The 24036-nt window shown below is 64.6% G+C and carries 24 protein-coding genes and 1 tRNA gene; 15 read left to right on the top strand and 10 right to left on the bottom strand.

Annotated elements, in window-relative coordinates; all coding sequences use genetic code 11:
- Nucleotides 1-319: 319 nt before the first annotated feature.
- The 5 genes from ugpB to ugpQ all read left to right on the top strand — a co-directional run bounded on the left by ugpB (nucleotide 320) and on the right by ugpQ (nucleotide 5584).
- Nucleotides 320-1627 (top strand): sn-glycerol-3-phosphate ABC transporter substrate-binding protein UgpB, encoded by a 1308-nt coding sequence (gene ugpB / locus ACSVDO_RS03790; RefSeq protein WP_332548133.1) that lies wholly within the window; start codon nucleotides 320-322, stop codon nucleotides 1625-1627.
- A gap of 218 nt (nucleotides 1628-1845) precedes the next feature.
- Entirely contained in the window at nucleotides 1846-2727 is an 882-nt protein-coding gene (gene ugpA, locus ACSVDO_RS03785) for a sn-glycerol-3-phosphate ABC transporter permease UgpA (protein ID WP_332535242.1), read from the top strand.
- Between the two features lie 45 nt (nucleotides 2728-2772).
- A complete protein-coding gene (gene ugpE, locus ACSVDO_RS03780) occupies nucleotides 2773-3621 on the top strand; it encodes a sn-glycerol-3-phosphate ABC transporter permease UgpE (protein ID WP_332683739.1) in 849 nt (282 codons plus the stop codon).
- A 50-nt stretch (nucleotides 3622-3671) separates the two neighbouring features.
- Complete coding sequence (gene ugpC / locus ACSVDO_RS03775) at nucleotides 3672-4685, top strand: sn-glycerol-3-phosphate ABC transporter ATP-binding protein UgpC (RefSeq protein ID WP_489594961.1); 1014 nt, start codon at nucleotides 3672-3674, stop codon at nucleotides 4683-4685.
- A gap of 143 nt (nucleotides 4686-4828) precedes the next feature.
- The gene (gene ugpQ / locus ACSVDO_RS03770) at nucleotides 4829-5584 is read left to right on the top strand and encodes a glycerophosphodiester phosphodiesterase (protein WP_489594959.1); all 756 of its coding nucleotides are present in this window, start codon (nucleotides 4829-4831) and stop codon (nucleotides 5582-5584) included.
- Between the two features lie 59 nt (nucleotides 5585-5643).
- On the opposite strand, the gene ACSVDO_RS03765 is transcribed toward ugpQ, so the two are convergent.
- Both ACSVDO_RS03765 and ACSVDO_RS03760 read right to left on the bottom strand, forming a co-directional pair.
- Nucleotides 5644-6543, bottom strand: coding sequence for an N-formylglutamate amidohydrolase (locus ACSVDO_RS03765; protein WP_489594957.1), 900 nt, complete (start codon nucleotides 6541-6543; stop codon nucleotides 5644-5646).
- Nucleotides 6543-7526, bottom strand: coding sequence for a tripartite tricarboxylate transporter substrate binding protein BugE (locus ACSVDO_RS03760; protein ID WP_489594955.1), 984 nt, complete (start codon nucleotides 7524-7526; stop codon nucleotides 6543-6545). The genes ACSVDO_RS03765 and ACSVDO_RS03760 overlap by 1 nt, the downstream gene beginning before the upstream one ends.
- A gap of 116 nt (nucleotides 7527-7642) precedes the next feature.
- Here ACSVDO_RS03760 and ACSVDO_RS03755 point away from each other — a divergent pair, with 116 nt between their 5' ends.
- Nucleotides 7643-8587 carry a LysR substrate-binding domain-containing protein gene (locus ACSVDO_RS03755; protein WP_489594953.1) on the top strand — a complete coding sequence of 315 codons (945 nt, stop codon included), beginning with the start codon at nucleotides 7643-7645 and terminating at the stop codon, nucleotides 8585-8587.
- Here the strand turns inward: ACSVDO_RS03755 and ACSVDO_RS03750 are convergent.
- On the bottom strand, nucleotides 8540-8818 hold the full coding sequence (locus ACSVDO_RS03750) for a hypothetical protein (RefSeq protein ID WP_332535255.1): 279 nt from the start codon (nucleotides 8816-8818) through the stop codon (nucleotides 8540-8542). The genes ACSVDO_RS03755 and ACSVDO_RS03750 overlap by 48 nt on opposite strands.
- Nucleotides 8819-8892: 74 nt before the next feature.
- Between ACSVDO_RS03750 and hemA the strand changes: the two genes are divergently transcribed.
- The 5 genes from hemA to paeA all read left to right on the top strand — a co-directional run bounded on the left by hemA (nucleotide 8893) and on the right by paeA (nucleotide 14112).
- Entirely contained in the window at nucleotides 8893-10194 is a 1302-nt protein-coding gene (gene hemA / locus ACSVDO_RS03745) for a glutamyl-tRNA reductase (RefSeq protein WP_489594951.1), read from the top strand.
- Between the two features lie 113 nt (nucleotides 10195-10307).
- Entirely contained in the window at nucleotides 10308-11390 is a 1083-nt protein-coding gene (gene prfA / locus ACSVDO_RS03740; protein WP_489594949.1) for a peptide chain release factor 1, read from the top strand.
- Nucleotides 11391-11392: 2 nt separating this feature from the next.
- The gene (gene prmC, locus ACSVDO_RS03735; protein WP_489594947.1) at nucleotides 11393-12232 is read left to right on the top strand and encodes a peptide chain release factor N(5)-glutamine methyltransferase; all 840 of its coding nucleotides are present in this window, start codon (nucleotides 11393-11395) and stop codon (nucleotides 12230-12232) included.
- 57 nt (nucleotides 12233-12289) lie between these two features.
- Nucleotides 12290-12613 carry a Grx4 family monothiol glutaredoxin gene (grxD, locus tag ACSVDO_RS03730; protein ID WP_332539922.1) on the top strand — a complete coding sequence of 108 codons (324 nt, stop codon included), beginning with the start codon at nucleotides 12290-12292 and terminating at the stop codon, nucleotides 12611-12613.
- A 173-nt stretch (nucleotides 12614-12786) separates the two neighbouring features.
- On the top strand, nucleotides 12787-14112 hold the full coding sequence (gene paeA, locus ACSVDO_RS03725; protein ID WP_332539921.1) for a polyamine export protein PaeA: 1326 nt from the start codon (nucleotides 12787-12789) through the stop codon (nucleotides 14110-14112).
- Here the strand turns inward: paeA and ACSVDO_RS03720 are convergent, their stop codons facing one another.
- The gene (locus ACSVDO_RS03720; protein WP_332539919.1) at nucleotides 14113-14784 is read right to left on the bottom strand and encodes a lytic transglycosylase domain-containing protein; all 672 of its coding nucleotides are present in this window, start codon (nucleotides 14782-14784) and stop codon (nucleotides 14113-14115) included. It lies immediately after the preceding gene.
- Nucleotides 14784-16529 (bottom strand): proline--tRNA ligase, encoded by a 1746-nt coding sequence (locus ACSVDO_RS03715; RefSeq protein ID WP_489594944.1) that lies wholly within the window; start codon nucleotides 16527-16529, stop codon nucleotides 14784-14786. Before ACSVDO_RS03715 ends, ACSVDO_RS03720 begins: the two co-directional genes overlap by 1 nt.
- A gap of 93 nt (nucleotides 16530-16622) precedes the next feature.
- Here ACSVDO_RS03715 and ACSVDO_RS03710 point away from each other — a divergent pair, with 93 nt between their 5' ends.
- The gene (locus ACSVDO_RS03710) at nucleotides 16623-17309 is read left to right on the top strand and encodes an RNA pyrophosphohydrolase (protein WP_332539927.1); all 687 of its coding nucleotides are present in this window, start codon (nucleotides 16623-16625) and stop codon (nucleotides 17307-17309) included.
- Nucleotides 17310-17340: 31 nt separating this feature from the next.
- Here ACSVDO_RS03710 and proB read toward each other — a convergent pair whose 3' ends face one another.
- From proB to rplU, 4 genes are all read right to left on the bottom strand, one after another.
- Entirely contained in the window at nucleotides 17341-18483 is a 1143-nt protein-coding gene (gene proB / locus ACSVDO_RS03705) for a glutamate 5-kinase (RefSeq protein ID WP_489594941.1), read from the bottom strand.
- A 104-nt stretch (nucleotides 18484-18587) separates the two neighbouring features.
- Nucleotides 18588-19703, bottom strand: a complete 1116-nt coding sequence (cgtA, locus tag ACSVDO_RS03700) for an Obg family GTPase CgtA (protein ID WP_332539916.1) — start codon at nucleotides 19701-19703, stop codon at nucleotides 18588-18590.
- A 162-nt stretch (nucleotides 19704-19865) separates the two neighbouring features.
- A complete protein-coding gene (gene rpmA, locus ACSVDO_RS03695) occupies nucleotides 19866-20123 on the bottom strand; it encodes a 50S ribosomal protein L27 (RefSeq protein ID WP_159910762.1) in 258 nt (85 codons plus the stop codon).
- Between the two features lie 13 nt (nucleotides 20124-20136).
- Nucleotides 20137-20448: a 50S ribosomal protein L21 gene (gene rplU, locus ACSVDO_RS03690; protein WP_213301682.1), complete on the bottom strand. Its 312-nt coding sequence runs from the start codon at nucleotides 20446-20448 to the stop codon at nucleotides 20137-20139.
- A 232-nt stretch (nucleotides 20449-20680) separates the two neighbouring features.
- Here rplU and ACSVDO_RS03685 point away from each other — a divergent pair, with 232 nt between their 5' ends.
- Both ACSVDO_RS03685 and ACSVDO_RS03680 read left to right on the top strand, forming a co-directional pair.
- Nucleotides 20681-21610, top strand: a complete 930-nt coding sequence (locus ACSVDO_RS03685) for a polyprenyl synthetase family protein (RefSeq protein WP_489596323.1) — start codon at nucleotides 20681-20683, stop codon at nucleotides 21608-21610.
- A gap of 35 nt (nucleotides 21611-21645) precedes the next feature.
- A tRNA-Pro gene (locus ACSVDO_RS03680) sits at nucleotides 21646-21722 on the top strand.
- A 64-nt stretch (nucleotides 21723-21786) separates the two neighbouring features.
- Here ACSVDO_RS03680 and ACSVDO_RS03675 read toward each other — a convergent pair.
- Entirely contained in the window at nucleotides 21787-23388 is a 1602-nt protein-coding gene (locus ACSVDO_RS03675) for an aminotransferase class V-fold PLP-dependent enzyme (protein WP_489594940.1), read from the bottom strand.
- Between the two features lie 102 nt (nucleotides 23389-23490).
- Here ACSVDO_RS03675 and ACSVDO_RS03670 point away from each other — a divergent pair, with 102 nt between their 5' ends.
- Nucleotides 23491-23952 carry an Lrp/AsnC family transcriptional regulator gene (locus ACSVDO_RS03670; protein ID WP_332539355.1) on the top strand — a complete coding sequence of 154 codons (462 nt, stop codon included), beginning with the start codon at nucleotides 23491-23493 and terminating at the stop codon, nucleotides 23950-23952.
- The last annotated feature ends 84 nt before the right edge of the window (nucleotides 23953-24036 follow it).

The following is a 24036-nucleotide window of genomic DNA, read 5'->3' as shown; positions in this document are numbered from 1 at the left end:
CGCTGATGATGGCCCCCGGCGCTGCTGGCGTTTGCAGCAAACAAAAACGAGCCAAAAGGAAACGAACCGATGCATTCGCAATCGGTGTTTTCCCGATGTTTGCGCGCGGTTGAGGCCGGGGCCGTGGCCTAGAATGCGATTTCGCCCGCGTTACGCTTCTTTCACATTTTTGCCACGAATTCCCATCCGCCCACGGGAGGCTGCGGGTTTACGCGTTGATGTGACACCCGGCATATGCGCACAATCCATGACACAAATCTGTCACGCCCTGTGCCTAGCATGGGCGGATTGTTCTTTCGTCTCGATTCGAGGAGTTTTCATGAATTTCAAACCATTGGCCATTGCTGCAGCCATCGCTGCCACCTGCGTCTCCGCCCAAGCCCAAACCGAGATCCAGTGGTGGCATTCGATGACCGCGGTGAACAACGAGTGGGTCAACGACCTGGCCAAGCAGTTCAACGAAAGCCAGAAGGAATACAAGATCGTCCCCACCTTCAAGGGTGTCTACGATGAAAGCATGACGGCCGCGATCGCCGCCTTCCGTTCGGGCAACGCTCCCCACATCCTGCAGGTGTTCGAAGTGGGCACGGCCACGATGATGGCTTCCAAGGGTGCGACCGTGCCCGTGGGCAAGGTCATGACCGACGCCGGCCTGAGCTTCGACCCCAAGGCCTACATCCCCGCCGTCGCCGGTTACTACACCGCGCCCAACGGCCAGATGCTGAGCTTCCCGTTCAACAGCTCGACCACGATCTTCTATTACAACAAGGACGCCTTCAAGAAGGCCGGCCTGAACCCCGACGTCGCGCCCAAGACCTGGCCCGAAGTGTTCGAAGCCGCCAAGAAGCTCAAGGCCAGCGGCCACAGCTGCCCCATGACGCTGGCCTGGCAGGGCTGGACCCAGCTCGAGAGCTTCTCGACCTGGCACAACGTCGAATTCGCGACCAAGGCCAACGGCATGGGCGGCATGGACGCGCGCATGAAGACCAACTCGCCGCTGCACGTCAAGCACATCGACAACCTGGGCAAGGCCGCCGCTGCGGGCGAGTTCGTCTACAAGGGCCGTGCGTCCTCCGCACAGGCTTCGTTCACTTCCGGTGAATGCGCGATGATCCAGACGTCGTCGGGCTTCTACGGCGACGTGGCCAAGAACGCCAAGTTCGCCTACGCCCTGGCTCCCCTGCCTTACTACCCTGACGTCAAGGGCGCACCGCAGAACACCGTCATCGGCGGCGCTTCGCTGTGGGTCATGGCCGGCAAGAAGGCCGAAGAGTACAAGGGCGTGGCCAAGTTCTTCGACTTCCTGTCGCAGAGCAAAGTCCAGGCCGCGAGCCACCAGCGCACCGGCTACCTGCCTGTGACCATGGCCGCCTACGACCTGACCGAAAAGTCGGGCTTCTACCAAAAGAACCCCGGCACCGATGTGGCCGTGCAACAGATGATCCGCAAGGTCACCGACAACTCGCGCGGCATCCGCCTGGGCAACTACGTGCAGATCCGTACGATCGAGGACGAAGAACTCGAACAGGTGTGGAGCGGCAAGAAGTCCGGCAAGGAAGCCCTGGACTCGATCGTCAAGCGTGGCGACGAACTGCTGGTGCGTTTCGAACGCGCCAACAAGAAGTAAGCAATTTATACAAGGCTAAACCCCTATATTTGACGATATAGCGGGTTTTACGCTGGCACAGCGGCTGCCAGCTAGGCACAATACGCGCATATTCGCTGGATTAAGCGCTTCGACTCGGTTCGTTTAGATTCGCTTTTCACACCCAAGGTGGCCGGCGCCTTCCAATCCTCCGAATCCCAAGACAAGGGGTTCGGCGGTTTTTTTTGTTTGTGAATCCCATGGAAAAACGCGTACTTTTCCGCTCGACATGGTTGCCCTGGGTGCTGTTGCTGCCCCAGTTGCTGATCATTGGTGTGTTCTTCTTCTGGCCTGCGGCCCAGGCCGTGCTTCAGTCGTTCCAGATCGAAGATGCCTTCGGCATGAGCACGGAATGGGTGGGTCTGGAGAATTTCGCCAACCTGCTTGACGATCCGACCTACCTCAACTCCTTCATGCGCACCGCGCTGTTCTCGGTGCTGGTGGCGGGCCTGGGTATCGCGATCTCGCTGATCCTGGCGATCTTTGCCGACCGCATCGTGCGCGCGGCCATGCTCTACAAGACGCTGCTCATAGTCCCCTACGCCGTCGCTCCCGTGATTGCCGGCGTGCTGTGGATGTTCATGTTCTCGCCCTCGCTGGGCGTGGTCGCCCACTATCTGGGCGAACTGGGCTACAACTGGAACCACATCATGAACGAGAACCAGGCCATGGCGCTGGTGGTTCTGGCTTCGGTGTGGAAGCAGATCTCGTACAACTTCCTGTTTTTCCTGGCCGGCCTGCAGTCGATTCCGAAATCGCTGATCGAAGCCGCGTCCATCGACGGTGCGGGCCCATGGCGCCGCTTCTGGAACATCCAGCTGCCGCTGCTGTCGCCGACCACCTTCTTCCTGCTGGTGATCAACATCGTCTACGCGTTCTTCGATACCTTCGGCATCATTGACGCGGCGACGGCCGGCGGCCCCGGCCAATCGACCTCTATCCTGGTCTACAAGGTCTATCAGGACGGCTTCAAGTCGCTGGATCTGGGCAGTTCCGCCGCCCAGTCGGTGATCCTGATGATCATCGTGGTGGCCCTGACGGTGGTGCAGTTCCGCTACGTCGAAAAGAAGGTGCAGTACTGATGTCCGCCCTCTCTACCGCACCTGTTTTGAATCTGGAGTCCTCCCATGGTTGACCGCCGTCCCTGGATCACCGTCCTGTCCCACCTCGTATTGATCGTGGGCGTGCTGATCGTGGCCTTCCCTCTGTACCTGGCCTTTGTCGCCTCCACGCACACCGCGGATGCGATCGTCCAGTCCCCGATGCCGCTGCTGCCCGGCGCGCACATGTGGGAGAACTACAAGGCCGCGCTGTTCGGCTCGGGCAAGCTGGGCTCGAACACCAACGTCATGCACATGATGTGGGTCAGCTTCATGACCGCGATGATCATCACCGTCGGCAAGATCGCGATCTCGCTGCTGTCGGCGTTTGCCATCGTCTACTTCCGCTTCCCCTTCAAGATGCTGTGCTTCTGGGCCATCTTCCTGACGCTGATGCTGCCGGTCGAAGTGCGTATCCTGCCGACCTACAAGGTCGTGGCTGAACTGGGCATGCTCAACAGCTACGCGGGCCTGACGCTGCCGCTGATCGCCTCGGCCACGGCCACCTTCCTGTTCCGCCAGTTCTTCCTGACGGTGCCGGACGAGCTGGTCGAAGCCGCGCGCATCGACGGCGCCGGCCCCATGCGCTTCTTCAAGGATGTGCTGGTGCCGCTGTCCAAGACGTCGGTCGCCGCACTGTTCGTGATCCAGTTCATCTATGGCTGGAACCAGTACCTGTGGCCGCTGCTGATGACGACCAGCGAAGACATGTACCCGGTGGTCATCGGTATCAAGCGCATGCTCGCCGGCGGTGAAGCCGCCGTGGATTGGAACATCGTGATGGCCACCGCCATTGTCGCCATGCTGCCTCCCGCAGCGGTGGTGATGTTGATGCAAAAGTGGTTCGTAAAGGGCTTGGTGGACACCGAGAAATAAGCCCAGCACCGCTCCTTTTGAACCTCTGAACGATCTGAACGAATACTCTCATGGCATCCATTACCCTCAAGAACGTCGTCAAGCGCTACGGCAGCGGCAAGACCGCAGTTCCCGTGATCCACGGCGTCAACGCTGAAATCAAGGACGGCGAATTCATCGTCATCGTCGGCCCCTCGGGCTGCGGCAAGTCGACGCTGCTGCGCATGATTGCCGGCCTGGAAGAAATTTCCGGCGGCGACATCTCCATCGGCGACCGCGTGGTCAACAACCTGGAGCCGGCCCAGCGCGACATCGCGATGGTGTTCCAGAACTACGCGCTGTACCCGCACATGACGAACTTCGAAAACATGGCCTACGGCCTGAAGATCGCCAAGGTGCCCGTAGACGAGATCAAGCAGCGCGTCGACAAGGCCGCCAAGATCCTCGAGCTGGGCCACCTGCTGGACCGCAAGCCGCGCCAGCTTTCGGGCGGTCAGCGCCAGCGCGTGGCCATGGGCCGCGCCATCGTGCGCCAGCCCAAGGTCTTCCTGTTTGACGAGCCGCTGTCCAACCTCGACGCCAAGCTGCGCGCCCAGACCCGCATCGAGATCCAGAAGCTGCACCACGAACTGGGCATCACCAGCCTGTTCGTGACCCATGACCAGGTCGAAGCCATGACCCTGGCGCAGCGCATGATCGTCATGAACGGCGGCGTGATGGACCAGTTCGGCACGCCCGAAGAGGTCTACAACACCCCGGCCACGACCTTCGTCGCCAGCTTCATCGGCTCGCCGCCAATGAACCTGCTGAAGAACGCGCCCGGCGGCAAGCCCGGCCAGATCCTGGGCATCCGTCCCGAGCATATCGACATCGTTGCCTCGGGTGGCTGGGCCATGGAAGTCATCACCGTCGAACTGCTGGGTGCCGAGCGCCTGGTCTACGGCACCGTGGGCGGCGAGATGGTCACCGTGCGCATCGAGGAAGCCCATAGCTTCCCCAAGGCCGGCGACACCATCCGCATCCAGCCGCGCGAGGAGCGCCGACTGCATTGGTTCAATGCAGAAACTGGGAAACGCACCCCCTGAGCCGCTTCGCGGCTTCCCCCTCTCATCCTTCGGTGGAGGGGGACGACGCCCTCGCTGCGGGGCGGCCCTTGCTCGGCGTCTCCTTGCTGGATCGCGCCAGTTTCATGGGCTGCCCCATGGATAACGTACTGACTGGATTTGCGATGACCGCCCCCTCGACCTCCTGGCCCTATCCCCGCTGGATCGCCCACCGCGGCGCAGGAAAGCTCGCGCCCGAGAACACCATGAGCGCCTTCCGCCTGGGCGCGGCCCATGGCTGGCGCATGTTCGAATGCGACGCCAAGCTCAGCAGCGACGGCGTGCCGTTCCTGCTGCACGACGCGACGCTGGAGCGCACGACCAACGGCCGCGGCACCGGCAGCGACCTGACGCTGGGCGAGATTGCCCAGCTTGACGCCGGCAGCTGGCATTCGCGCGCCTACGCGGGCGAAGCCCTGCCCACGCTGGAGGCGCTGGCGCGCTGGTGCCTGGCCAACCATTTCTTCCTGAACGTGGAAATCAAGCCCACGCCCGGCCAGGAAGCCGAGACCGGCCGCGTGGTCGCCGAGCTGATGCACCGCATCTGGCCGGCGGATGCCGTGCAGCCGTTCTTCACGTCCTTCAAGCCCCAAGCCCTACAGGCCGCCAAGCTGGCCGCGCCGCACATTCCGCGCGGCCTGCTGGTCGACAAGCTTGCCGCAGACGGCGCCGATTTCCAGATCGCGCAAGACCTGGGCTGCGTGGCCATGGTCTTCAACCACGCGCTGTGGGATGCTGCGCGTGTCGCCCAGGTCCACGGCCTGGGCATGCGCTGCATCAGCTACACCGTCAACGACGAGTGGGCCGTGCAGCGCCTGCTCGACCTGGGCACCGACGGCATCATCAGCGATCGCGTGGATCTGTTCAGCGCGGCTGCTTGAACCTGGCACCCACCAAGAAAAAACCCGGCCAGGCCGGGTTTTTTTTGATTACCTGAAAGTCAGGCCGCGATGCCCAAAGGCAATTGGGTGCGCACATAGTCGGCCACGCCCTGCATCACCTTGTCCAGATGCGCCTGCAGCGGTGCAAAGCCGGCATTGGGCGCACGCGTGTCCTCGTCCATGTAGATGGGGCGGCGGATCTCGATCTGCAGGCTGTGGCGCTGCAGCTGGGGCTGGCCTATGCGGCCTATCAGCTCCACGCCCTTGTAGGGCTCGTTGTAGGCCACGCTGTAGCCGCCGGACTGCAGCAGATCGCCGACCAGGCGGATGAACTCCGGCGCGCAGGTCGTGCCGTCGCGGTCGCCGAGCACGAAGTCGGCCAGCGTGGCGTCGGTGCGGCCCAGGCGGCGATAGACGTCGTTGGGCATGGAGTGCAGATTCAGATGCCAGACGCCGCCAAAACGCGCGACGCTGTCGTCTATCGCCTGCTGCAGTGCGGCATGGTAGGGCTGCCAGTAGTGCGCCAGCCGCGACTGCACTTCGGCCACGCTGAGCTTGCGGTCGTACAGCGGCGTGGGCTGACCGTCGCGCACGATGCGCTGCCAGATCAGTCCCAGCCCCTGGCGCGTCTTCACGCCGGGCGCCAGCGGCGACGGCCAGGCCGTGGCCAGCTGCGCCGGGTCGATGTCGTCGGCCGAGCGGTTGACATCGATGTAGGTGCGCGGAAATGTCGCCGCGAGCAGCGTCGCGCCATGCGCGGGCCAGCGCTGCCACAGTTTGTGCACATCGGTGTCCTCGCCGCGGCGCAGCAGCGCCATGTCGACACAGTGACCGAAGTCCGCCGGATAGGCCGTGCCGCTGTGCGGCGAGTCGCAGACCAGCGGCAGTGCGGCCACGGTCGGCGCGAACACCTCGACCGGAGTATCCGGGCGGGGCTGCAGGAAATCAGGCAAAGGCATCAATCGAGCTTGATGTTGGCGCGCTTGGCAACGGCTGTATAGCGGTCGATGGCCGCGGTGATCTGCTTGCTGAACTGGGCCGGCGTATTGCCCATGGATTCGCCCGAAATGCCTTTTTGCTTCTCGAGGTAGTCGGGCATGGCCATGACCTTGTGCGCCGCTGCATTGAGCTTGGCAATGATGGCCGGGGGCGTGCCCGCGGGCGCGACCAGGCCGAACCAGCCGCCGTCGCCCATTCCGGGGAAGCCCAGCTCGGAGTAGGTCGGCACATCGGGCAGCACCTCGCTGCGCTTGAGCGCGAGCACGGCCAGCGGGCGCAGCTTGCCCGACTTGATGTGCGGCAGCGTCGAGGGCAGGTTGTCGGTCATGGCCGTGACCTGGCCGGCCAGCGCGTCGTTGATCGCCTGGCCTGCACCCTTGTAGGGGATGTGCAGCATGTCTATGCCTGCCAGGTTCATGAAGTTCTCGATGTTCGCATGGCCCAGCGAACCGTTGCCGGGCGAGGCAAAGGTGTACTTGCCGGGCTGGGCCTTGGCCAGCGCGATGAATTCCTGCATGGTCTTGGCCGGCACGCTGTTGTGGATCACGAACACGCTGGGCACGGACATCACATTGGTGATGGGCGCGAAGTCCTTGACGGCGTCGTAGGGCAACTTGGCCATGATGGCCGGGTTGGCGCCATGCGTGGACACCGTTGCCATGCCTATGGTGTAGCCGTCGGGCGCGGCCTTGGCAATTGCATCGGCGCCAATGGAGCCGCCCGCGCCGCCGCGGTTCTCGACCACCACGGCCTTGCCCAGCACCTGGCCCATCTTGTCGGCCAGCAGGCGCGCGACCATGTCGGTCGAACCACCGGCACCGAACGGCACGATCAGGCGCAGCGGACGATTGGGGTAATCGGCCTGGGCATGGGCCAGGGGCGCCAGCAGGGCGGTGGCAGCGCAGGCTGCAAGGCTGGACAACAGGGTACGACGCAGTGCCATGGGGGAGATCCTCTCGGGGGATGTGGTTCGAAGCGGTCATTCTGGACAGACCGTGCCCCGGCGAAAAGAGACAAAATGGCACGCAACTATTACCAACCGTCATAATTGCCCGCGCCATGCGCATGCACTCCCCCTCCCTTTCTGAATTGCACGCTTTCGCGACCGCGGCGCGTCTGGGCAATTTCTCGCTCGCGGCCGATGACCTGCATGTCACGCAAGGCGCGATCAGCCGCGCGATCGCCCGTCTCGAGGACCATTTGGGCCTGGCGCTGTTCGAGCGCCATGGCCGGCGCAGCGTGCTGACCAGCGCGGGCCGCGCCTATCTGGACGCGGTAGGTCCGGCGATCCTGGCCATAGAGTCGGCATCGGCCCAGTTGCGCCGCCCGCACGCAGGCGCGCAGCTGCGGCTGTCGGTCACGCCTACGCTGTTCAGCCACTGGCTGATTCCGCGCCTGCCCGACTTCAACGCGCGCTTTCCGGGCGTGATGCTGTCGTTTGCGCCCTACCGGCGCGACGACCCGGTCAGCGCGCCCGAGATCGACGGCTGGCTGCGCATAGGCCAGGACCCCTGGGCCGCGCATATCGTGGCCGACTACATCGTCGGTCGCGAGCTGGTGCCGATCTGCCGGCCGCAGGACCTGCAGGGCCCGCAGGCCATACGCCAACCCGCCGACCTGCTGCGCCGCCCGCTGCTCGCGCATACCAATTACCAGCGCAACTGGGCCCAGTGGTGGGCACATGTCGGTGGCAGCGGCGAAGTGCCCGCGCCGGCCGCCGACTTCGAGCTGGTGTCCATGCTGGTCCAGGCGGTGATTGCCGGCATGGGCGTGGCCGTGGTGCAGCGCTGCCTGATCGACGACGACCTGGCCGCGGGCCGCATCGTCATCGCCATGGACCAGGCCGTGCAGATCGAGCGCGGCTATTTCCTGTGCCGGCCCGCGGGGCGCACGCCCACGCCCGCGCTGCTCGATTTCCGCGAATGGCTGCTGCAGCAGGCCGCGTCGGCCAGCGGATCAGCGCCGCCAGGCACCCGAGAGAACCCACTGGCAGCAGGCACATGACAGCACCAGTGCCGCATAGGTGGCCAGCTTGCCATCGTGCTCGAACAGCACCAATCCGGCCAGCAGAACGCCGCAACCGACGGCGAAATTGATAGCTACCTGAGCCCACCAGCCAGTGATATGGTTAGCTTTAGACACCATGCAGCGGCCGGCTACGGCAAGGCCTAGCGCCAACGCCAGGGCCGGGGCTACAAAGTTCAGCAGATGCGCGAGCGCGGCGGGAAAACCCATGGCATATGACCTAAATCAAGGCTTATGTAAGCAGAGGATGCCAAGTCGGCGCATAAATTTTATAATGACCGTCTATGGCAGTCTGGGCTTTAGGCATCAACCACCACACGGCTCCGCTTGATTTGCGGGGTCGTTTTGCGTTTGCGCTCGACCAGATCGCACCGACGCTGCAAGGCCTGCGCCAATCTTTGGCAGGCAGCGGTCGCCACGACGGCGTCGAAACCGCCATCCTGTCGACCTGCAATCGCACCGAAATCTACTGCGCGGCCAACACCCCGGCCATTGCCCATACGCTTGACTGGCTCGCGCGCAGCGGCGGCGTGAGCCCCGAGGTGCTGCGCTCGCACTCCTATCAGCTCGAAGAAGGCTTTGCCGCACGCCACGCATTCCGCGTCGCCAGCGGCCTCGACTCCATGGTGCTGGGCGAAGCCCAGATCCTGGGCCAGATGAAGAACGCCGTGCGCGCCGCCGAGACCGCGGGTGCGCTGGGCACCACGCTCAACCAGCTGTTCCAGCGCAGCTTTGCCGTGGCCAAGGAAGTGCGCAGCTCGACCGAGATCGGCGAGCACAGCATCAGCATGGCCGCGGCCGCCGTGCGCCTGGCCGGCCAGCTGTTCGAAGACCTGGGCAAGATCCGCATCCTGTTTGTCGGCGCGGGCGAGATGATTGAGCTCGCGACCACCCATTTCGCCGCCAAGAATCCGCAGCACATCACGATTGCCAACCGCACCATGGAGCGCGGCGAGAAGCTGGCCGCGCGCTTCGGCGCCGACGTGATGCGCCTGTCCGAGCTGCCCGACCACCTGCATGAATACGATGCGGTGATTAGCTGCACGGCGTCGAGCCTGCCCATCATCGGCCTGGGCGCGGTAGAGAGCGCGTTGAAAAAGCGCAAGCACCGCCCCATGTTCATGGTGGATCTGGCCGTGCCGCGCGACATCGAACCCGAAGTCAAGGCGCTGCGCGACGTCTACCTCTATACCGTCGACGACCTCGCGCATGTGGTGCAGACCGCCCAGGCCCACCGCCAGGCGGCCGTGGCCCAGGCCGAAGCCATCATCGACACCGGCGTGCAGAGCTTTCTGCACTGGATGGACCAGCGCAGCCCGCAAGGCGGCGTGGTGCCGCTGATCCAGCAACTGCACGAGCAGACCAATGTCTGGCGCGCCGCCGAAATCGCGCGCGCCAAGAAGCGCCTGGCCAAGGGCGAAGACATGGATGCCGTGCTCGAGGCGCTGTCGCGCGGCCTCACGCAGAAGATGCTGCACGGCACCATGGCCGAGCTGCATTCGGGCGATGCCGAGCAGCGCGCCCAGACCGTTCAGACCGTCTCGCGGCTGTTCCTGCGCTCGCAGGGCGACAAGAACGCGCTCTAGCTGCGACCCGGACAAGCGCCTGCCTGGGCGCCAGTCTCACCGGCCGCGCGCCGGCATTGCTCCCCAGCCTTCTTTTACGCTATGCCCCGCATAGCGCACAACCGCTCTTTGCCATGCAAAATTTTCTCCGCAGCCAGCTGCAACGTTTCGCCCAGCGCCTCGAGGAACTCGACTTCCTGCTGTCGCGCGAAGACATCATGAGCGACATGGCCCAGTACCGCAAGATTTCGCGCGAGCATGCCGACGTCACGGCCGTCGCCGGGCGCTACGCGCGCTACGTGCAGCGCGAGGCCGACCTGGCCGAAGCCCAGGAAATGCAGTCCGACCCCGAGATGGCCGACATGGCGCAGGAAGAAATCGCCAGCGCCACGGCCGAACTGGCCCAGCTCGAAGACGAGCTGCAGCGCCTGCTGCTGCCCAAGGACCCCGACGACGCGCGCGACGCCTACCTCGAAATCCGCGCCGGCACGGGCGGCGACGAGTCGGCGCTGTTTGCCGCCGATCTGGCGCGCATGTACACGCGCTACTGCGACAGCGTGGGCTGGAAGGTAGAAGTCATGAGCGCCAACGAGAACGAACTCGGCGGCTACAAGGAAATTGTGCTGCATGTCTCGGGCGACCAGGTCTACGGCAAGCTGCGCTTCGAGTCCGGCGGCCACCGCGTGCAGCGCGTGCCGGCGACCGAAACCCAGGGCCGCATCCACACCAGCGCCTGCACCGTGGCCGTGATGCCCGAGCCCGACGAGACCCAGGCGATCACGCTGAACCCGTCCGATCTGCGCATAGACACGTTCCGCGCCAGCGGCGCCGGCGGCCAGCACATCAACAAGACCGACTCCGCGGTGCGCGTGGTCCACCTGCCCACGGGCATCGTCGCCGAATGCCAGGACGGCCGCAGCCAGCACGCCAACAAGGCCAAGGCCTTGCAGGTGCTGCAGGCGCGCATCCAGGAAAAGGAGCGCAGCGAGCGCGCGGCCAAGGAAGCCGCCCAGCGCAAGGGGCTGATCGGCAGCGGCGACCGCTCCGACCGCATCCGCACCTACAACTTTCCCCAGGGCCGCTTCACCGACCACCGCATCAACCTCACGCTGTACAAGCTGCTGTACATCATGGAAGGCGACATGACCGACGTGCTGCAGGCCTTGCAGCATGCGCGCGAAGCCGAGCAGCTGGCAGAACTCGAAGTCAACGGCTGAGCATGACACTGCAGCAAGCCCTCTTCCAGGCCCAGCAGGCGGGTCTGTCGCGCATAGACGCGCAGCTGCTGCTGCTGCATAGCGTAGGCCGGCCCAATGCCGGCCGCGCCTGGCTGCTGACGCACGACACCGACGCGCTCACGCCCGATCAGCAGCAGACGTTCGACGCCCTCACGGCGCGCCGCCTCGCGGGCGAGCCCGTGGCCTATCTCACGGGCCGCAAGGAGTTTTACGGACTGGAGCTGCAGATCGACGCGCGCGTGCTCGACCCGCGGCCCGACACCGAGACGCTGGTCGACTGGGCGCTCGAAGTGCTGGCCGACTGGAATGCGCCGCGCGTCGTCGACCTGGGAACGGGCAGCGGCGCGATCGCGCTGGCGCTGCAGCAGCAGCGCCCCGACGCCAGCGTCTGGGCCGTGGATGCGAGCGCCGAGGCGCTGGCCGTGGCGCAGGGCAACGCGCGCCGCCTGGGGCTGGGCCTGCAGTTCGCCCAGGGCTCGTGGCTGCGGGCGCTGGCGCCCGATCAGCAGTTCGATGCCATCGTCACCAACCCGCCCTATATTTGCGCCGACGACCCGCACCTCGCGGCGCTGACCCACGAGCCTTTGAGTGCGCTGGCCAGCGGCGCCGACGGCCTGGACGACATCCGTGCGATCATCGAGCAATCGCCCGCACATCTTGCACCCGGCGGCTGGCTGCTGATCGAACATGGCTGGGACCAGGCGCTGGCGGTGCAGGAATTGCTGCGCGCCGCGGGCTTTGGCGCCGTGCAAAGCCGCAACGACCTGGCCGGCATTGCCCGTTGCACTGGCGGGTGCATGACGGATTTGAACAGACAGTGAAATAATCACGGGTGTAGCCATGCCGCATGCGCGGCCGCCCCCCTTTTGGAGTCAACCATGAGCACTACCCACCAACGCATCGACGACCTCGTCAAGAACAACGAAATCCTGCTGTTCATGAAGGGCAACGCGAGTTTCCCCCAGTGCGGCTTTTCCGGCCGCGCGCTGCAGATCCTCAAGGCCTGCGGCGTAGACACCAAGACCATCGCCACGGTGAACGTTCTTGAAGACCAGGAAATCCGCCAGAGCATCAAGGAATACAGCCAGTGGCCGACCATTCCCCAGCTCTACGTCAAGGGCGAGTTCATCGGCGGCTCGGACATCATGATGGAGATGTACGAATCCGGCGAACTCCAGCAACTGCTGGACAACAAGGCCTGAGCCTGCACCCATGCCAATCAAGCCGCCTCAGGGCGGCTTTTTTGCCGCCGCAGGAGCGTGGCGCCACGGCGCGCCGCAGTCCCGGCACTTCGAGGAATTGGCATCTTTTATGATGAAATGCCTTCCATGGCCCTGCTGCGAGGTCTTTTTCGCGGCGTTTCGTTCTTTTGCCTATGAGTCTGTCCCAAAGTCTGATCACCGTTGCCGTGCTGATTGCCGTCAGTGCATTTTTCTCCATGGCCGAAATCTCGCTGGCCGCTTCACGGCGCCTGCGGCTGCGGCTGCTGGCCGATGAAGGCGATGCGCGCGCCGACGCCGTGCTGCGCACGCAGGAGCAGCCGGGCAACTATTTCACGGTGGTGCAGATTGGACAGAACGCGATCGCCATCCTCGGCGGTATCGTCGGCGAAGGCGCTTTCAGCCCGTATTTCACGCGCGTGTTCGAGCTCTGGTTTGCGGCCAGCACGGCCGCCACGCTGGGTTTTCTGGCCTCGTTCTTCATCATCACATCGCTGTTCATCGTCTTTGCCGACCTGATTCCCAAGCGCCTGAGCATGGCCGAGTCGGAAGCCGTGGCGCTGCGTGTGGTCGGGCCCATGCAGACCTTCATGACGCTGTTCAAGCCCATCGTCTGGCTCTACAGCCGCACCGCCGACGGCTTCTTCAAGGTGCTCGACCTGCCCACGCAGCGCGACGAGCGCATCACCTCCGACGACATCCTGGCGATGACCGAAGCCGGCGCGCGCACCGGCATGATGGGCCAGCGCGAGCAGCAGATGATCGCCAATGTGTTCGAGCTCGAATCGCGCACCGTGTCCTCGGCCATGACGCAGCGCGACCGCATTGCCTATTTCCTGCGCGACGACTCCGAGGAGGTGGTGCGCCTGCGCATTGCGGCCGAGCCGTTCTCCACTTACCCGGTCTGCGAAGGCGACATCGACCATGTGATCGGCTATGTAGACGCCAAGGACCTGTTCCAGCGCGCGCTGACCAACCAGCCGATCTCGCTGCGCGACGACACGCTGGTGCACAAGGCGCTGGTCGTTCCCGACCGGCTCACGCTGACCGAAGTGCTCGACCAGTTCCGCCAGGTGCATGAAGACTTCGCGATCATTCTCAACGAATACAGCCTGGTGGTCGGCGTGGTCACGCTCAACGACGTGATGAGCACGGTGATGGGCGACATGGTCGACATGGACGACGAGGAGCAGATCGTGCGCCGCGATGCCAACTCCTGGCTGATCGACGGCGTGACGCCCATCGAGGACGTGCTGCGCGCGCTGTCGCTCGACTCGCTGCCGCATGATGACGAATACGAGACGCTGGGCGGCTTCCTGATGGTCATGCTGCGGCGCGTGCCGCGCCGCACCGACAGCGTCAACTGGGGCGGCTACAAGTTCGAAGTGCTGGACGTAGACAGCTACCGCATCGACCAGGTGATGGTGTCCAGGCTCGATACGGAGACATCGGCGCCGGCCGCTGCGGCCACGCCCGCCTGATCAGGCCCTGGCTTCGGGGTCGAACAGCCACTTGCGCTGCGCCGCGAACACCGCATTCGGATAAGGCGGCTTGCCGCGGCTGCCGTTGTAGCGGCCCAGCGCCATGAACATGTCGCCGCGTTCCCGGTCCAGATAATGGCGCAGGATCACGCAGCCGAAGCGCAGATTGGTCTGCATATGGAACAGCTTGCCCGCGTCGCCATCGCCGATCACGCGCATCCAGAACGGCATGATCTGCATATAGCCGCGCGCGCCCACGCTGGAGATCGCGAACTTGCGGAACGCGCTTTCGACTTCGATCAGACCCAGCACCAGGCTCACATCCAGGCCCGCGCGCCGCGCCTCGTACCAGACGGTCTGCAGGAACTCGCGCCGCACTTCGGCATCGGCCTTGCGTCTGTAGAGCCGGTCGCTCATCGCAGCCAGCCAGCGCAGGTACGACAGCTTGGCTTCGGTCGAGGCAAACGCCAGCTCGGGCGGGCCGGCGCTGGCCACGGCCGCGCGCAGCGCGGTGCGCACCGAGTCGGCCAGAGGTTCTTCGAGTTGCCCGCCCGCATGCGCAGGCAGGGCCACCGCCAGCAGCGAGGCCGGCAGCGCGGTCAGCAGGCTGCGCCGGCGCAGCCCCGCGGCCGCGGACCGCGGCAGGGGTGCGGCGGCGCGGCCTGGGGACATCACAGGCCCAGTCGCGCCTTGAGGTGGTCGAGGATGCCGTCCTGCGCGACCTTGCTGGCTTCGGTCTCGCGGCGGTGCTGGTATTCGACCGTGCCTTCTTTCAGGCCACGGTCGGAAATCACCACGCGGTGCGGCACGCCTATCAGTTCCCAGTCGGCCAGCATCGCGCCCAGGCGCTCGTCGCGGTCGTCCAGGATCACGTCCACGCCCAGCGCGATCAGCGCGTCGTACAGCGCGCCCGCGGTGGTCTGCACGGCTTCGCTGCGTGCCATGCCGATGGGGCACAGCACGACGGTGAACGGCGCGATCGCGTCCGGCCAGATGATGCCGCGCTCGTCATGGTTCTGCTCGATGGCCGCGGCCGGCAGGCGGGTCACGCCAATGCCGTAGCAACCCATCTCGAAGAACGCGGGCTTGCCGTTCTCGGCCAGGAACGTGGCGTTCATCGCCTTGGAGTACTTGTCGCCCAGGTAGAACACATGGCCGACTTCGATGCCGCGCTCGATGGAAAGCGCACCCTTGCCGTCGGGCGACAGGTCGCCGGCCACCACGTTGCGCAGATCGGCAATGACGGCTGGCTCGGGCAGATCGCGGCCCCAGTTCACGCCAATCATGTGGAAGCCTTCGACGTTGGCGCCGCAGATCCAGTCGGCCATCACGGCCACGTCGCGGTCGACAACCAGGTTCACGGGCTGCAGCAGGTTCAGCGGGCCCAGGTAGCCGGGCTTGCAGCCGAAGTGCGTTTCAATCTCGGCCTGGGTCGCGAAACGGAAGCCGGCGTCCAGACCTGGCACCTTGGCAACCTTGATTTCGTTCATGTCGTGGTCGCCGCGCAGCAGCAGCAGCCAGACCTGGCTCTTGACCAGGATGCCCTTGTCGTCGAGCTCGTCGGTGGCCAGCACCAGCGACTTCACGGTCGTGGACAAGGGCACGCCCAGCAGTTCGGCAACATCGGGACAGGTGCTCTTGCCGGGCGTGGCCGTCTGCGTCAGCGCCACGGTGGCGGCGGGACGCTCGCCCGCGGGCGCCAGCGCTTCGGCCTTCTCGAGGTTGGCAGCGTAGTCGCTGTCTGGGCAGTAGACGATGGCGTCTTCGCCGGTCGCGGCAATGACCTGGAATTCTTCGCTCAGGTCGCCACCGATCGCACCGCTGTCGGCGCGCACGGCGCGGTAGCGCAGGCCGAAGCGATCGAAGATCTGCTGGTAGGCCTGGCGCATGTTCTGGTAGCTCAGTTGGGCCGCGTCGCGGCTCTTGTCGAAGCTGTAGGCGTCCTTCATGATGAATTCGCGGCCACGCATCAGGCCGAAGCGCGGACGGCGCTCGTCCCGGAACTTGGTCTGGATCTGGTAGAGATTCTTTGGTAACTGCTTATGGCTGCGCAGTTCCTGGCGCGCGATATCTGTTACCACTTCCTCGCTGGTCGGCTGGATCACGAAGTCACGGCCGTGGCGGTCCTGGATGCGCAGCAGTTCGGGGCCCATCTTCTCGAAGCGGCCCGTTTCCTGCCACAGCTCGGCCGGCTGGACCACAGGCATGGAGATTTCAACCGCGCCCGCGCGGTTCATCTCTTCGCGCACGATGGCTTCGACCTTGCGGATCACGCGCAGGCCCATGGGCATGTAGTTGTACACACCCGCACCCAAGCGTTTGATCAGGCCCGCACGCATCATGAGCTTGTGGCTGACCACTTCGGCGTCGGCCGGAGCTTCTTTGAAGGTGGAGATGAAGAATTGAGAGGCTTTCATGGGGGCAGAGTACAGCGGAAATCAGGCGGGCGCGCTTGCCGGGGGCATGGCACCATGCATAATGGACGCAATTCAAAAAATTGGGGTTCGATTATGCTTGACCGGGACGGATTTCGCCCGAACGTCGGCATCATCCTGCTCAACCACAAGAACCAGGTGTTCTGGGGCAAACGCATCCGCACCCACAGCTGGCAGTTCCCGCAAGGCGGCATAGACCGGGGGGAATCTCCGGAGCAAGCCATGTTCCGGGAATTGCACGAAGAGGTGGGTCTGAAGCCCGATCACGTCCGCGTGGTCGCCCGAACCCGGGACTGGTTGCGCTACGAGGTGCCAGACCGGTATATCCGACGCGATGCGCGTGGACATTACCGGGGCCAAAAGCAGATCTGGTATTTGCTGCAGTTGCTGGGCCACGACTGGGATCTGAACCTCAGGGCCACAGACCACCCGGAATTCGATGCCTGGCGCTGGAACGACTACTGGGTTCCGCTGGAAGTCGTGGTCGAGTTCAAGCGTGGCGTCTATGAGATGGCGCTGACCGAACTGGCGCGCTATCTGCCACGGCAGGAGCAGCGCAATCGCTATCTGCGCAGCGGCATGCGCAACCGCGAGCAGGAAGGCACCATGGTGCCCATGACCACACTGCCGTCACGCAACACGCTGGGCCTGCTGCATCCGGGACTCGAGCTTCCGCCCGGAGCGAGCTTCGATCCCGATCCGCAGACCGATCTGACCGCAGCCAGCCAGCGCGCCGCGGCCGGCAACACCAAACACCCCTGAAACCGACGCCAGGCAAACCTGGCGCAGGCTTTCAGTGGCCGGAGACAATCATGTTGTCGCGGTGGATCATTTCGGATTCGGCGCTGTAACCGAGCAGGCGCTCGAATTCGGCCGAGCTCTTGCGGCACAGCAGCCGCGCTTCCGCGCTCGCATAGTTGGCCAGGCCGCGCGCAATTTCGCGGCCCTGCGGATTGCGCACGGCAATCACATCGCCGCGCGAGAAATTGCCTTCCACACCCGTCATGCCTATGGGAAGCAGGCTCTTGCCTTCTTCCTGCAGCTTGTCGGCCGCGCCCTGGTCTACGCTGACCGCGCCCTTGAGCTGCAGATGGTCGGCAATCCATTGCTTGCGCGCCTGCTTTTTCGGCGTCTGCGCCAGCAGCAGGGTGCCAATGGCCTCGCCCGCGACCAGCCGACCCAGCACATTGGGCTCGCGCCCCCAGGCGATCACCGTGGATGCGCCCGAGCCCGCGGCACGCTTGGCCGCCAGGATCTTGGTGATCATGCCGCCGCTGCCTATGCTCGAGCCCACGCCGCCGGCCATGGCTTCCAGCGCCGGGTCGCCGGCCTGGGCTTCGTCGACGAAGCGCGCATCGGGGTTCTTGCGCGGATCGGCCGTGTACAGGCCCTTCTGGTCGGTCAGGATCACGAGCGCGTCGGCATCGACCAGATTGGCGACCAGCGCGCCCAGCGTGTCGTTGTCGCCGAACTTGATTTCGTCGTTGACGACGGTGTCGTTTTCGTTGATGACCGGCACCACACCCAGGCTCAGCAGCGTCAGCAGCGTGGTGCGCGCATTGAGGTAGCGCTCGCGGTCGGCGAGGTCGGCATGGGTCAGCAGCACCTGGGCGCTGCCCACGTCCTGCTCGCGCAGCTTGGTCTCGTACATCTGCGCCAGGCCCATCTGGCCCACGGCCGCGGCCGCCTGCAGCTCATGCACCTGCTTGGGACGCGTCTTCCAGCCCAGGCGCTTCATGCCTTCGGCAATCGCTCCGCTCGAGACCATGACGACTTCGCGGCGCACGCCGTCGGCATCGCCACGCACCAGGGCGGCGAGCTGCTGGCTCCACTGCGCGATCGCCTCTTCATCCAGACCCCGGCCTTCGTTGGTCACGAGGCTGGAGCCTACTTTCACGACGATACGCCGTGCGTCACGCAAAACACTGGAAGCCATGATTCAGATTGTTCTTGGGCGCCTGCCTCGCAGGCCACAGGCGCTGGTCAGTCAATGGCCCTAGGGCCCCCACCCCGGCCGGCCTTGCGGCCTGACCGGAACTCTCACTTCGCTTCGTCGTCGGCGAAACGCGGGTCGCGCGGATCGACTTCCGCCGGCGCATCGCCCACGAAGCGCAGATCGATTTCCTCGGGCGTGTTCTCGGCGCGCTGCTGGGCCTGCACATGCTGGAAGATGGTCTTGATCAGCGGCTCGCAGCCTTCGCGCGTCAGCGCGGAAATCTCGAACACCGGGCCCTTCCACTTGAAGCGCTTGACGAAGTCCTTGACGCGCGCGGCGCGCTCTTCGGTCGGCACCATGTCGAGCTTGTTGAGCACCAGCCAGCGCGGCTTGTCGTAGAGCGCGGCGTCGTACTTCTTGAGCTCGCCCACGATGGCCTTGGCCTGGGCCACGGGATCGACGGTCTCGTCGAACGGCGCCATGTCGACCACATGCAGCAGCAGACGCGTGCGCTGCAGATGGCGCAGGAACAGATGGCCCAGGCCCGCGCCTTCGGACGCGCCTTCGATCAGGCCCGGAATGTCGGCAATCACGAAGCTTTGCTCGGGGCCGACGCGCACCACACCCAGATTGGGGTGCAGCGTGGTGAACGGATAGTCGGCAATCTTGGGGCGTGCATTGGACACGGCCGTGATCAGCGTCGACTTGCCTGCATTGGGCATGCCCAGCAGGCCCACGTCGGCCAGCACCTTGAGTTCGAGCTTGAGGCTCTTGCGCTCGCCGGGCCAGCCCGGCGTCTTCTGGCGCGGTGCGCGGTTGATCGCGCTCTTGAAGCGCATGTTGCCGAAGCCGCCGTCACCGCCCTTGGCGATGGTCACGACTTCGCCCGGCGTCAGCAGTTCGTACAGCACTTCGCCGGTTTCCTGGTCGGAAAAGATCGTTCCCACGGGCACGCGCAAGGTGATGTCGGTGCCGGCGGCGCCGAACATGTCCGAGCCCATGCCGTGCTCGCCGCGCTTGGCTTCATGGCGGCGCGCATAGCGGAAATCGACCAGGGTATTCAGGTTGGAATCCGCTACCGCGAAGACGTGGCCGCCGCGGCCGCCGTCTCCCCCATTGGGGCCGCCGAATTCCTTGTATTTCTCGTGTCGAAACGAGACGCAGCCATTGCCGCCATCACCGGCAGCAATGTCAATATAAGCTTCATCGACGAACTTCATGAGGCATCCAGTTTACAAAACAGTGTGCTTTCGTGCAGCGTACAGCGTAGCCCGCCGCGCGCAAAAGCATAAAGCCCCGTCGAACGGGGCAGGGCAAAAATACCCCTTAAACAGCAAAGCCCCGACAGGTCGGGGCTTCGCTGCGAGTCGAAGTGACAAACCTTATGCAGGCGTCACATTGACCATGTGCTTGGACAGTGCGCCCTTGGTGGAGAAGGACACGTGGCCCTCGACCAAGGCAAACAGCGTGTGGTCCTTGCCCACGCCGACGTTGTCGCCGGGGTGGAACTTGGTGCCGCGCTGGCGAACGATGATGGAACCAGCCGTGATCAACTCACCGCCGAAAGCCTTCACGCCGAGCATCTTGGGCTTGGAATCGCGCCCGTTTCGCGTAGAGCCGCCGCCTTTTTTCTGTGCCATGACTCAGCTCCTATTAAGCTACGATTGCCACGATCTGCAGTTCGGTGAACTGTTGACGGTGACCCTGACGCTTCTGATAGTGCTTACGACGGCGCATCTTGAAGATGTGCACTTTGTCGTGTTTGCCGTGAGCAACCACAGTTGCCTTCACAGTTGCGCCGGACACCAGGGGTGCGCCGATCTTGATGTCTGTGCCGTTGCCGACTGCCAGAACCTGATCGATCACAATTTCCTGGCCTACGTCCGCAGCAATCTGTTCTACTTTGATTTTTTCGCCGGAAGCAACGCGATACTGCTTGCCGCCGGTTTTTATGACCGCGTACATGTATGACCTCTTTAATTGAGAGTTCTGCAGACGAATTTCCGCAGAGCCGGCGATTGTACCATGGCTGAATTTCTCATGCATTGGGTTTGCTTGTGCAGACCGTTTGCCGCGGCCAACGCCGACTGCCTTCATTTCGGGCCGACAGTTCCTATAATCCAAGGCTCACATGGCGGCCACCATTTTGACCACAGCTATCACCCCCACCAATCCCCTTTCCCTGATCGCCAACGACATGCGCGAGGTGGACAGCGTCATCGCCGACCGCCTGCACACCAGTGTTCCGCTGATCTCGCAGATTTCCCAGTACATCATTGCCGCCGGCGGAAAGCGGCTGCGGCCCGCGTTGCTGCTGATGATCTGCAAGGCCCTGGGCTACGAGGGAAGCCAGCGCTTCAACCTCGCGGCCGTGGTCGAACTGATCCATACCGCGACGCTGCTGCACGACGACGTGGTCGATGAATCGACCATGCGCCGCGGCCGCGCCACGGCCAATGAAGCGTTCGGCAACCCGGCCAGCGTGCTGGTGGGCGACTTCCTGCACACGCGTTCGTTCCAGATGATGGTCGCGGCGGGCAGTACGCGCGTGCTGCAGATCCTGTCGGATGCGACCAACATCATTGCCGAAGGCGAAGTCCAGCAGCTGATGAACATGCACGACGCTTCGCTCGACGAGGACGGCTATCTGCATGTGATCCGCTCCAAGACCGCGAAGCTGTTCGAAGCCAGCGCCCAGCTCGGCGCCGTGCTCGCGGGCAGCAGCCCGGCCGTGGAAGAAGCCTGCGCCACCTATGGCCAGGCACTGGGCACGGCCTTCCAGATCATCGACGACGTGCTGGACTACACCGGCGACACTGCAGAAATGGGCAAGAACCTCGGCGATGACCTGCGCGAAGGCAAATGCACGCTGCCGCTGATCGCCGCGATGCAGCGCGCCACGCCCGAACAGGCGGCCATCGTGCGCCAGGCCATCGAGCAGGGCTCGACCGAACAGCTCGCCACGGTGATTGCCATCGTGCAGGAAACAGGCGCGCTCGACGTGGCGCGCGCTGCCGCGCATGCCGAAGCCCATCGCGCCATCGATGCCTTGAGCCAGCTGCCTGACAATGAACACACTGCAAATTTGCTACAATTGGCAGCTCAGCTCCTCGACAGACGCACTTGAAACCCGTGCCGGTTTTGTGCCTGACAGGACCGCTGCGGGGTGTAGCTTAGCCTGGTAGAGCGCTACGTTCGGGACGTAGAGGCCGGAGGTTCGAATCCTCTCACCCCGACCAGGAATCCATGCAAAAAGCCCAAGTGATGCACTCACTTGGGCTTTTTGCGTTGGGCTGGCGCAAATCAGCGCGCGCCAGCCAGGCAGTCGTCTGCACTTTCAAGCGACGGCTCGCTCCACATCGCCAGACCGCCGGCCAGGCTCCAGGCCGATGCATGTCCAAGGCGGCGCAGCGCGCGCGCGGCCTGGGCGCTGCGGTTGCCGCTGCGGCAATAAAACACCACCGGCACCTGGGGCGCCAGCGCCAGCCACTGCGGCACGGCCGAGAGCCAGGCCGACAGCGGCACGGCCTGCGCATTCGCGAGCAGACCGCGCCGCGCCTGGACCTCGCTCTCGTAGGCTTCGCGCACATCGACCCACAGGCCGCCCGCCTGGGCCTGCAGCAAGGCCAGCGCGGCCGACTGGTCCAGCACCACGTCCATGCTGTCCGCCAGGTCGTCGGCCAGCGCCAGGCCGGCAAACGCCGCCAAAGCCTCCCGCGGCGCCGCGTCGCTCAGGCCGCGCGCGCGCAGGACCTCACCGCAGCGCTGCAGGCGCGCGCAGGCCGCGGCAATGAATTTGTCGCTGTCCAGCGCGCCAAACGACAGGCGCACCGCGGCCTGGGTCTGCCACTCCTCCAGGCCCATGGCCTGCAGCACATAGCTGGGCTCGGCCTTGGCGGCGCTGCAGGCCGAGCCGCCGCTGACGCGCAGATCGGCGGCATCGAACAGATCCAGCAGCACCTTGGAGCTCACGCCGCGCACCGCGAAGTTCAAGGTGGTCGGCAGGCTCAAAGCGTCAGGAGCGTTGAATTCCAGCCCGGCAAACGCCGCGCGCAAGGCCGCAACCAGTTGGGCGCGATGCGCGGCCAGCGCCGCGGGCGGCTGAAACACATCGCCGGCTTCCCAGGCCTGCAGCACCGCGCCCAGCGCGGCTATGCCCGCGATGTTCTCCGTGCCCCCGCGCAGCCCGCCTTCCTGCCCGCCGCCCGTCAGCAACGGCGTGAAAGGCGCGCCGGCGCGCACATAAAGCAGACCTATGCCCTTGGGCGCATAGAACTTGTGGCCGGAAAACGGCGCGTAATCGATGCCGCGCTCGATCAGTTTGAGCGCCAGCTTGCCCAGTGCCTGCACGCCGTCGACCAGCCACAGCGCGGGACTCGTGCGCAGGATGTCGGCAATGCCGTCGAGGTCGCTGATCACGCCCGTTTCGTTGTTCGCGGCCATGGTGCAGACCAGGCCGGCGGTCGGCGCGTGCGCGCGCAGCCAGGCCAGGTCATGGCGCCCCATGCGGTCCACAGGGATGGCCAGCACCGGCAGATTCAGCCCCAGCAGCGCATTCCAGTGGTGCAGGGCCTGGGGCACGGCCTTGTGTTCGGTCGCGCCATAGAGCAGCGCCTGGGCTGCGGGCTCGCCGGCATCGCGTCGGCGCCGCAGTTCGCACAGCGCCGACAGCACGCTGGTCTGTATGCCTTCGGTCGCGCCACTGGTGAAGAACAGCTGTCCGGTCGGCGCATCGAGCACGCGCCGCGCGCTGGCGCGCACGCCATCGACCACGGCGCGCGCCTTGAGGCCGCTGCCGTGAATGCTGCTGGGATTGCCGAAGCCCTGGGCCATGACGGCCAGCGCGGCCTCGCGGGCCGGGGGAAAGACGGCCGTGGTGGCGTTCGCGTCGAGATAGATTTCCATGGGAGAAATTTTCCACCAGAGGCCCCGTACAGGTCTTGCAAAATACCGCTTGATTTCACATCATTGCGCGACAAAATTCCAAATAAAAGATAGAAAATGAAAATAGATTCCATAGACTGCAAGCTGCTGGAAAAACTCCAGCAAGACGCCGATGCCCCGGTCGCGGATCTGGCCGCCGAACTGGGCCTGTCGCAGACTTCGTGCTGGCGGCGCATCCAGCGTCTCAAGGAGGGCGGCGTGATCACGCGCAACGTCGCGCTGCTGGACCGCAACCACGCCAACGTCAGCGTCACGGTGTTTGTCGCCGTGCGCACCAGCACCCACAGCCAGGAATGGTTCGACCAGTTCCACGCCACGGTCGCGGCCATTTCCGAAGTGGTCGAGCTGTACCGCATGAGCGGCGATGTCGATTACCTGCTGCGCGTGGTCGTGCCCGATATCGCGGCCTACGACAAGGTCTACAAGCGGCTGATTGCGGGCACCCAGTTGCTCGACGTCTCTTCGAGCTTTGCGATGGAGGAGCTCAAATACACCACGGCCCTGCCGCTGACCTACGTGCGCTGAAGCGGCGCAGTCGACATGGCCTAGACAAAAACACCATTCATGGCCCTCACAGACCAGTCCATTGCAGCACCACAATTGCCTCAA

The organism is Comamonas sp. DB36 (assembly GCF_057914905.1).
The sequence above is the reverse complement of the archived record's forward strand: the minus strand, read 5'-3'. Positions and strand labels throughout refer to the sequence as shown.

Bases quoted from the DNA above. Each gene is read 5' to 3' on its own strand.
- ugpB (WP_332548133.1), top strand. From the start codon at position 320: ATGAATTTCAAACCATTGGCCATTGCTGCAGCCATCGCTGCCACCTGC.
- ugpA (WP_332535242.1), top strand. From the start codon at position 1,846: ATGGAAAAACGCGTACTTTTCCGCTCGACATGGTTGCCCTGGGTGCTG.
- ugpE (WP_332683739.1), top strand. From the start codon at position 2,773: ATGGTTGACCGCCGTCCCTGGATCACCGTCCTGTCCCACCTCGTATTG.
- ugpC (WP_489594961.1), top strand. From the start codon at position 3,672: ATGGCATCCATTACCCTCAAGAACGTCGTCAAGCGCTACGGCAGCGGC.
- ugpQ (WP_489594959.1), top strand. From the start codon at position 4,829: ATGACCGCCCCCTCGACCTCCTGGCCCTATCCCCGCTGGATCGCCCAC.
- ACSVDO_RS03765 (WP_489594957.1), bottom strand. From the start codon at position 6,543: ATGCCTTTGCCTGATTTCCTGCAGCCCCGCCCGGATACTCCGGTCGAG.
- ACSVDO_RS03760 (WP_489594955.1), bottom strand. From the start codon at position 7,526: ATGGCACTGCGTCGTACCCTGTTGTCCAGCCTTGCAGCCTGCGCTGCC.
- ACSVDO_RS03755 (WP_489594953.1), top strand. From the start codon at position 7,643: ATGCGCATGCACTCCCCCTCCCTTTCTGAATTGCACGCTTTCGCGACC.
- ACSVDO_RS03750 (WP_332535255.1), bottom strand. From the start codon at position 8,818: ATGGGTTTTCCCGCCGCGCTCGCGCATCTGCTGAACTTTGTAGCCCCG.
- hemA (WP_489594951.1), top strand. From the start codon at position 8,893: ATGGCAGTCTGGGCTTTAGGCATCAACCACCACACGGCTCCGCTTGAT.
- prfA (WP_489594949.1), top strand. From the start codon at position 10,308: ATGCAAAATTTTCTCCGCAGCCAGCTGCAACGTTTCGCCCAGCGCCTC.
- prmC (WP_489594947.1), top strand. From the start codon at position 11,393: ATGACACTGCAGCAAGCCCTCTTCCAGGCCCAGCAGGCGGGTCTGTCG.
- grxD (WP_332539922.1), top strand. From the start codon at position 12,290: ATGAGCACTACCCACCAACGCATCGACGACCTCGTCAAGAACAACGAA.
- paeA (WP_332539921.1), top strand. From the start codon at position 12,787: ATGAGTCTGTCCCAAAGTCTGATCACCGTTGCCGTGCTGATTGCCGTC.
- ACSVDO_RS03720 (WP_332539919.1), bottom strand. From the start codon at position 14,784: ATGTCCCCAGGCCGCGCCGCCGCACCCCTGCCGCGGTCCGCGGCCGCG.
- ACSVDO_RS03715 (WP_489594944.1), bottom strand. From the start codon at position 16,529: ATGAAAGCCTCTCAATTCTTCATCTCCACCTTCAAAGAAGCTCCGGCC.
- ACSVDO_RS03710 (WP_332539927.1), top strand. From the start codon at position 16,623: ATGCTTGACCGGGACGGATTTCGCCCGAACGTCGGCATCATCCTGCTC.
- proB (WP_489594941.1), bottom strand. From the start codon at position 18,483: ATGGCTTCCAGTGTTTTGCGTGACGCACGGCGTATCGTCGTGAAAGTA.
- cgtA (WP_332539916.1), bottom strand. From the start codon at position 19,703: ATGAAGTTCGTCGATGAAGCTTATATTGACATTGCTGCCGGTGATGGC.
- rpmA (WP_159910762.1), bottom strand. From the start codon at position 20,123: ATGGCACAGAAAAAAGGCGGCGGCTCTACGCGAAACGGGCGCGATTCC.
- rplU (WP_213301682.1), bottom strand. From the start codon at position 20,448: ATGTACGCGGTCATAAAAACCGGCGGCAAGCAGTATCGCGTTGCTTCC.
- ACSVDO_RS03685 (WP_489596323.1), top strand. From the start codon at position 20,681: ATGCGCGAGGTGGACAGCGTCATCGCCGACCGCCTGCACACCAGTGTT.
- ACSVDO_RS03675 (WP_489594940.1), bottom strand. From the start codon at position 23,388: ATGGAAATCTATCTCGACGCGAACGCCACCACGGCCGTCTTTCCCCCG.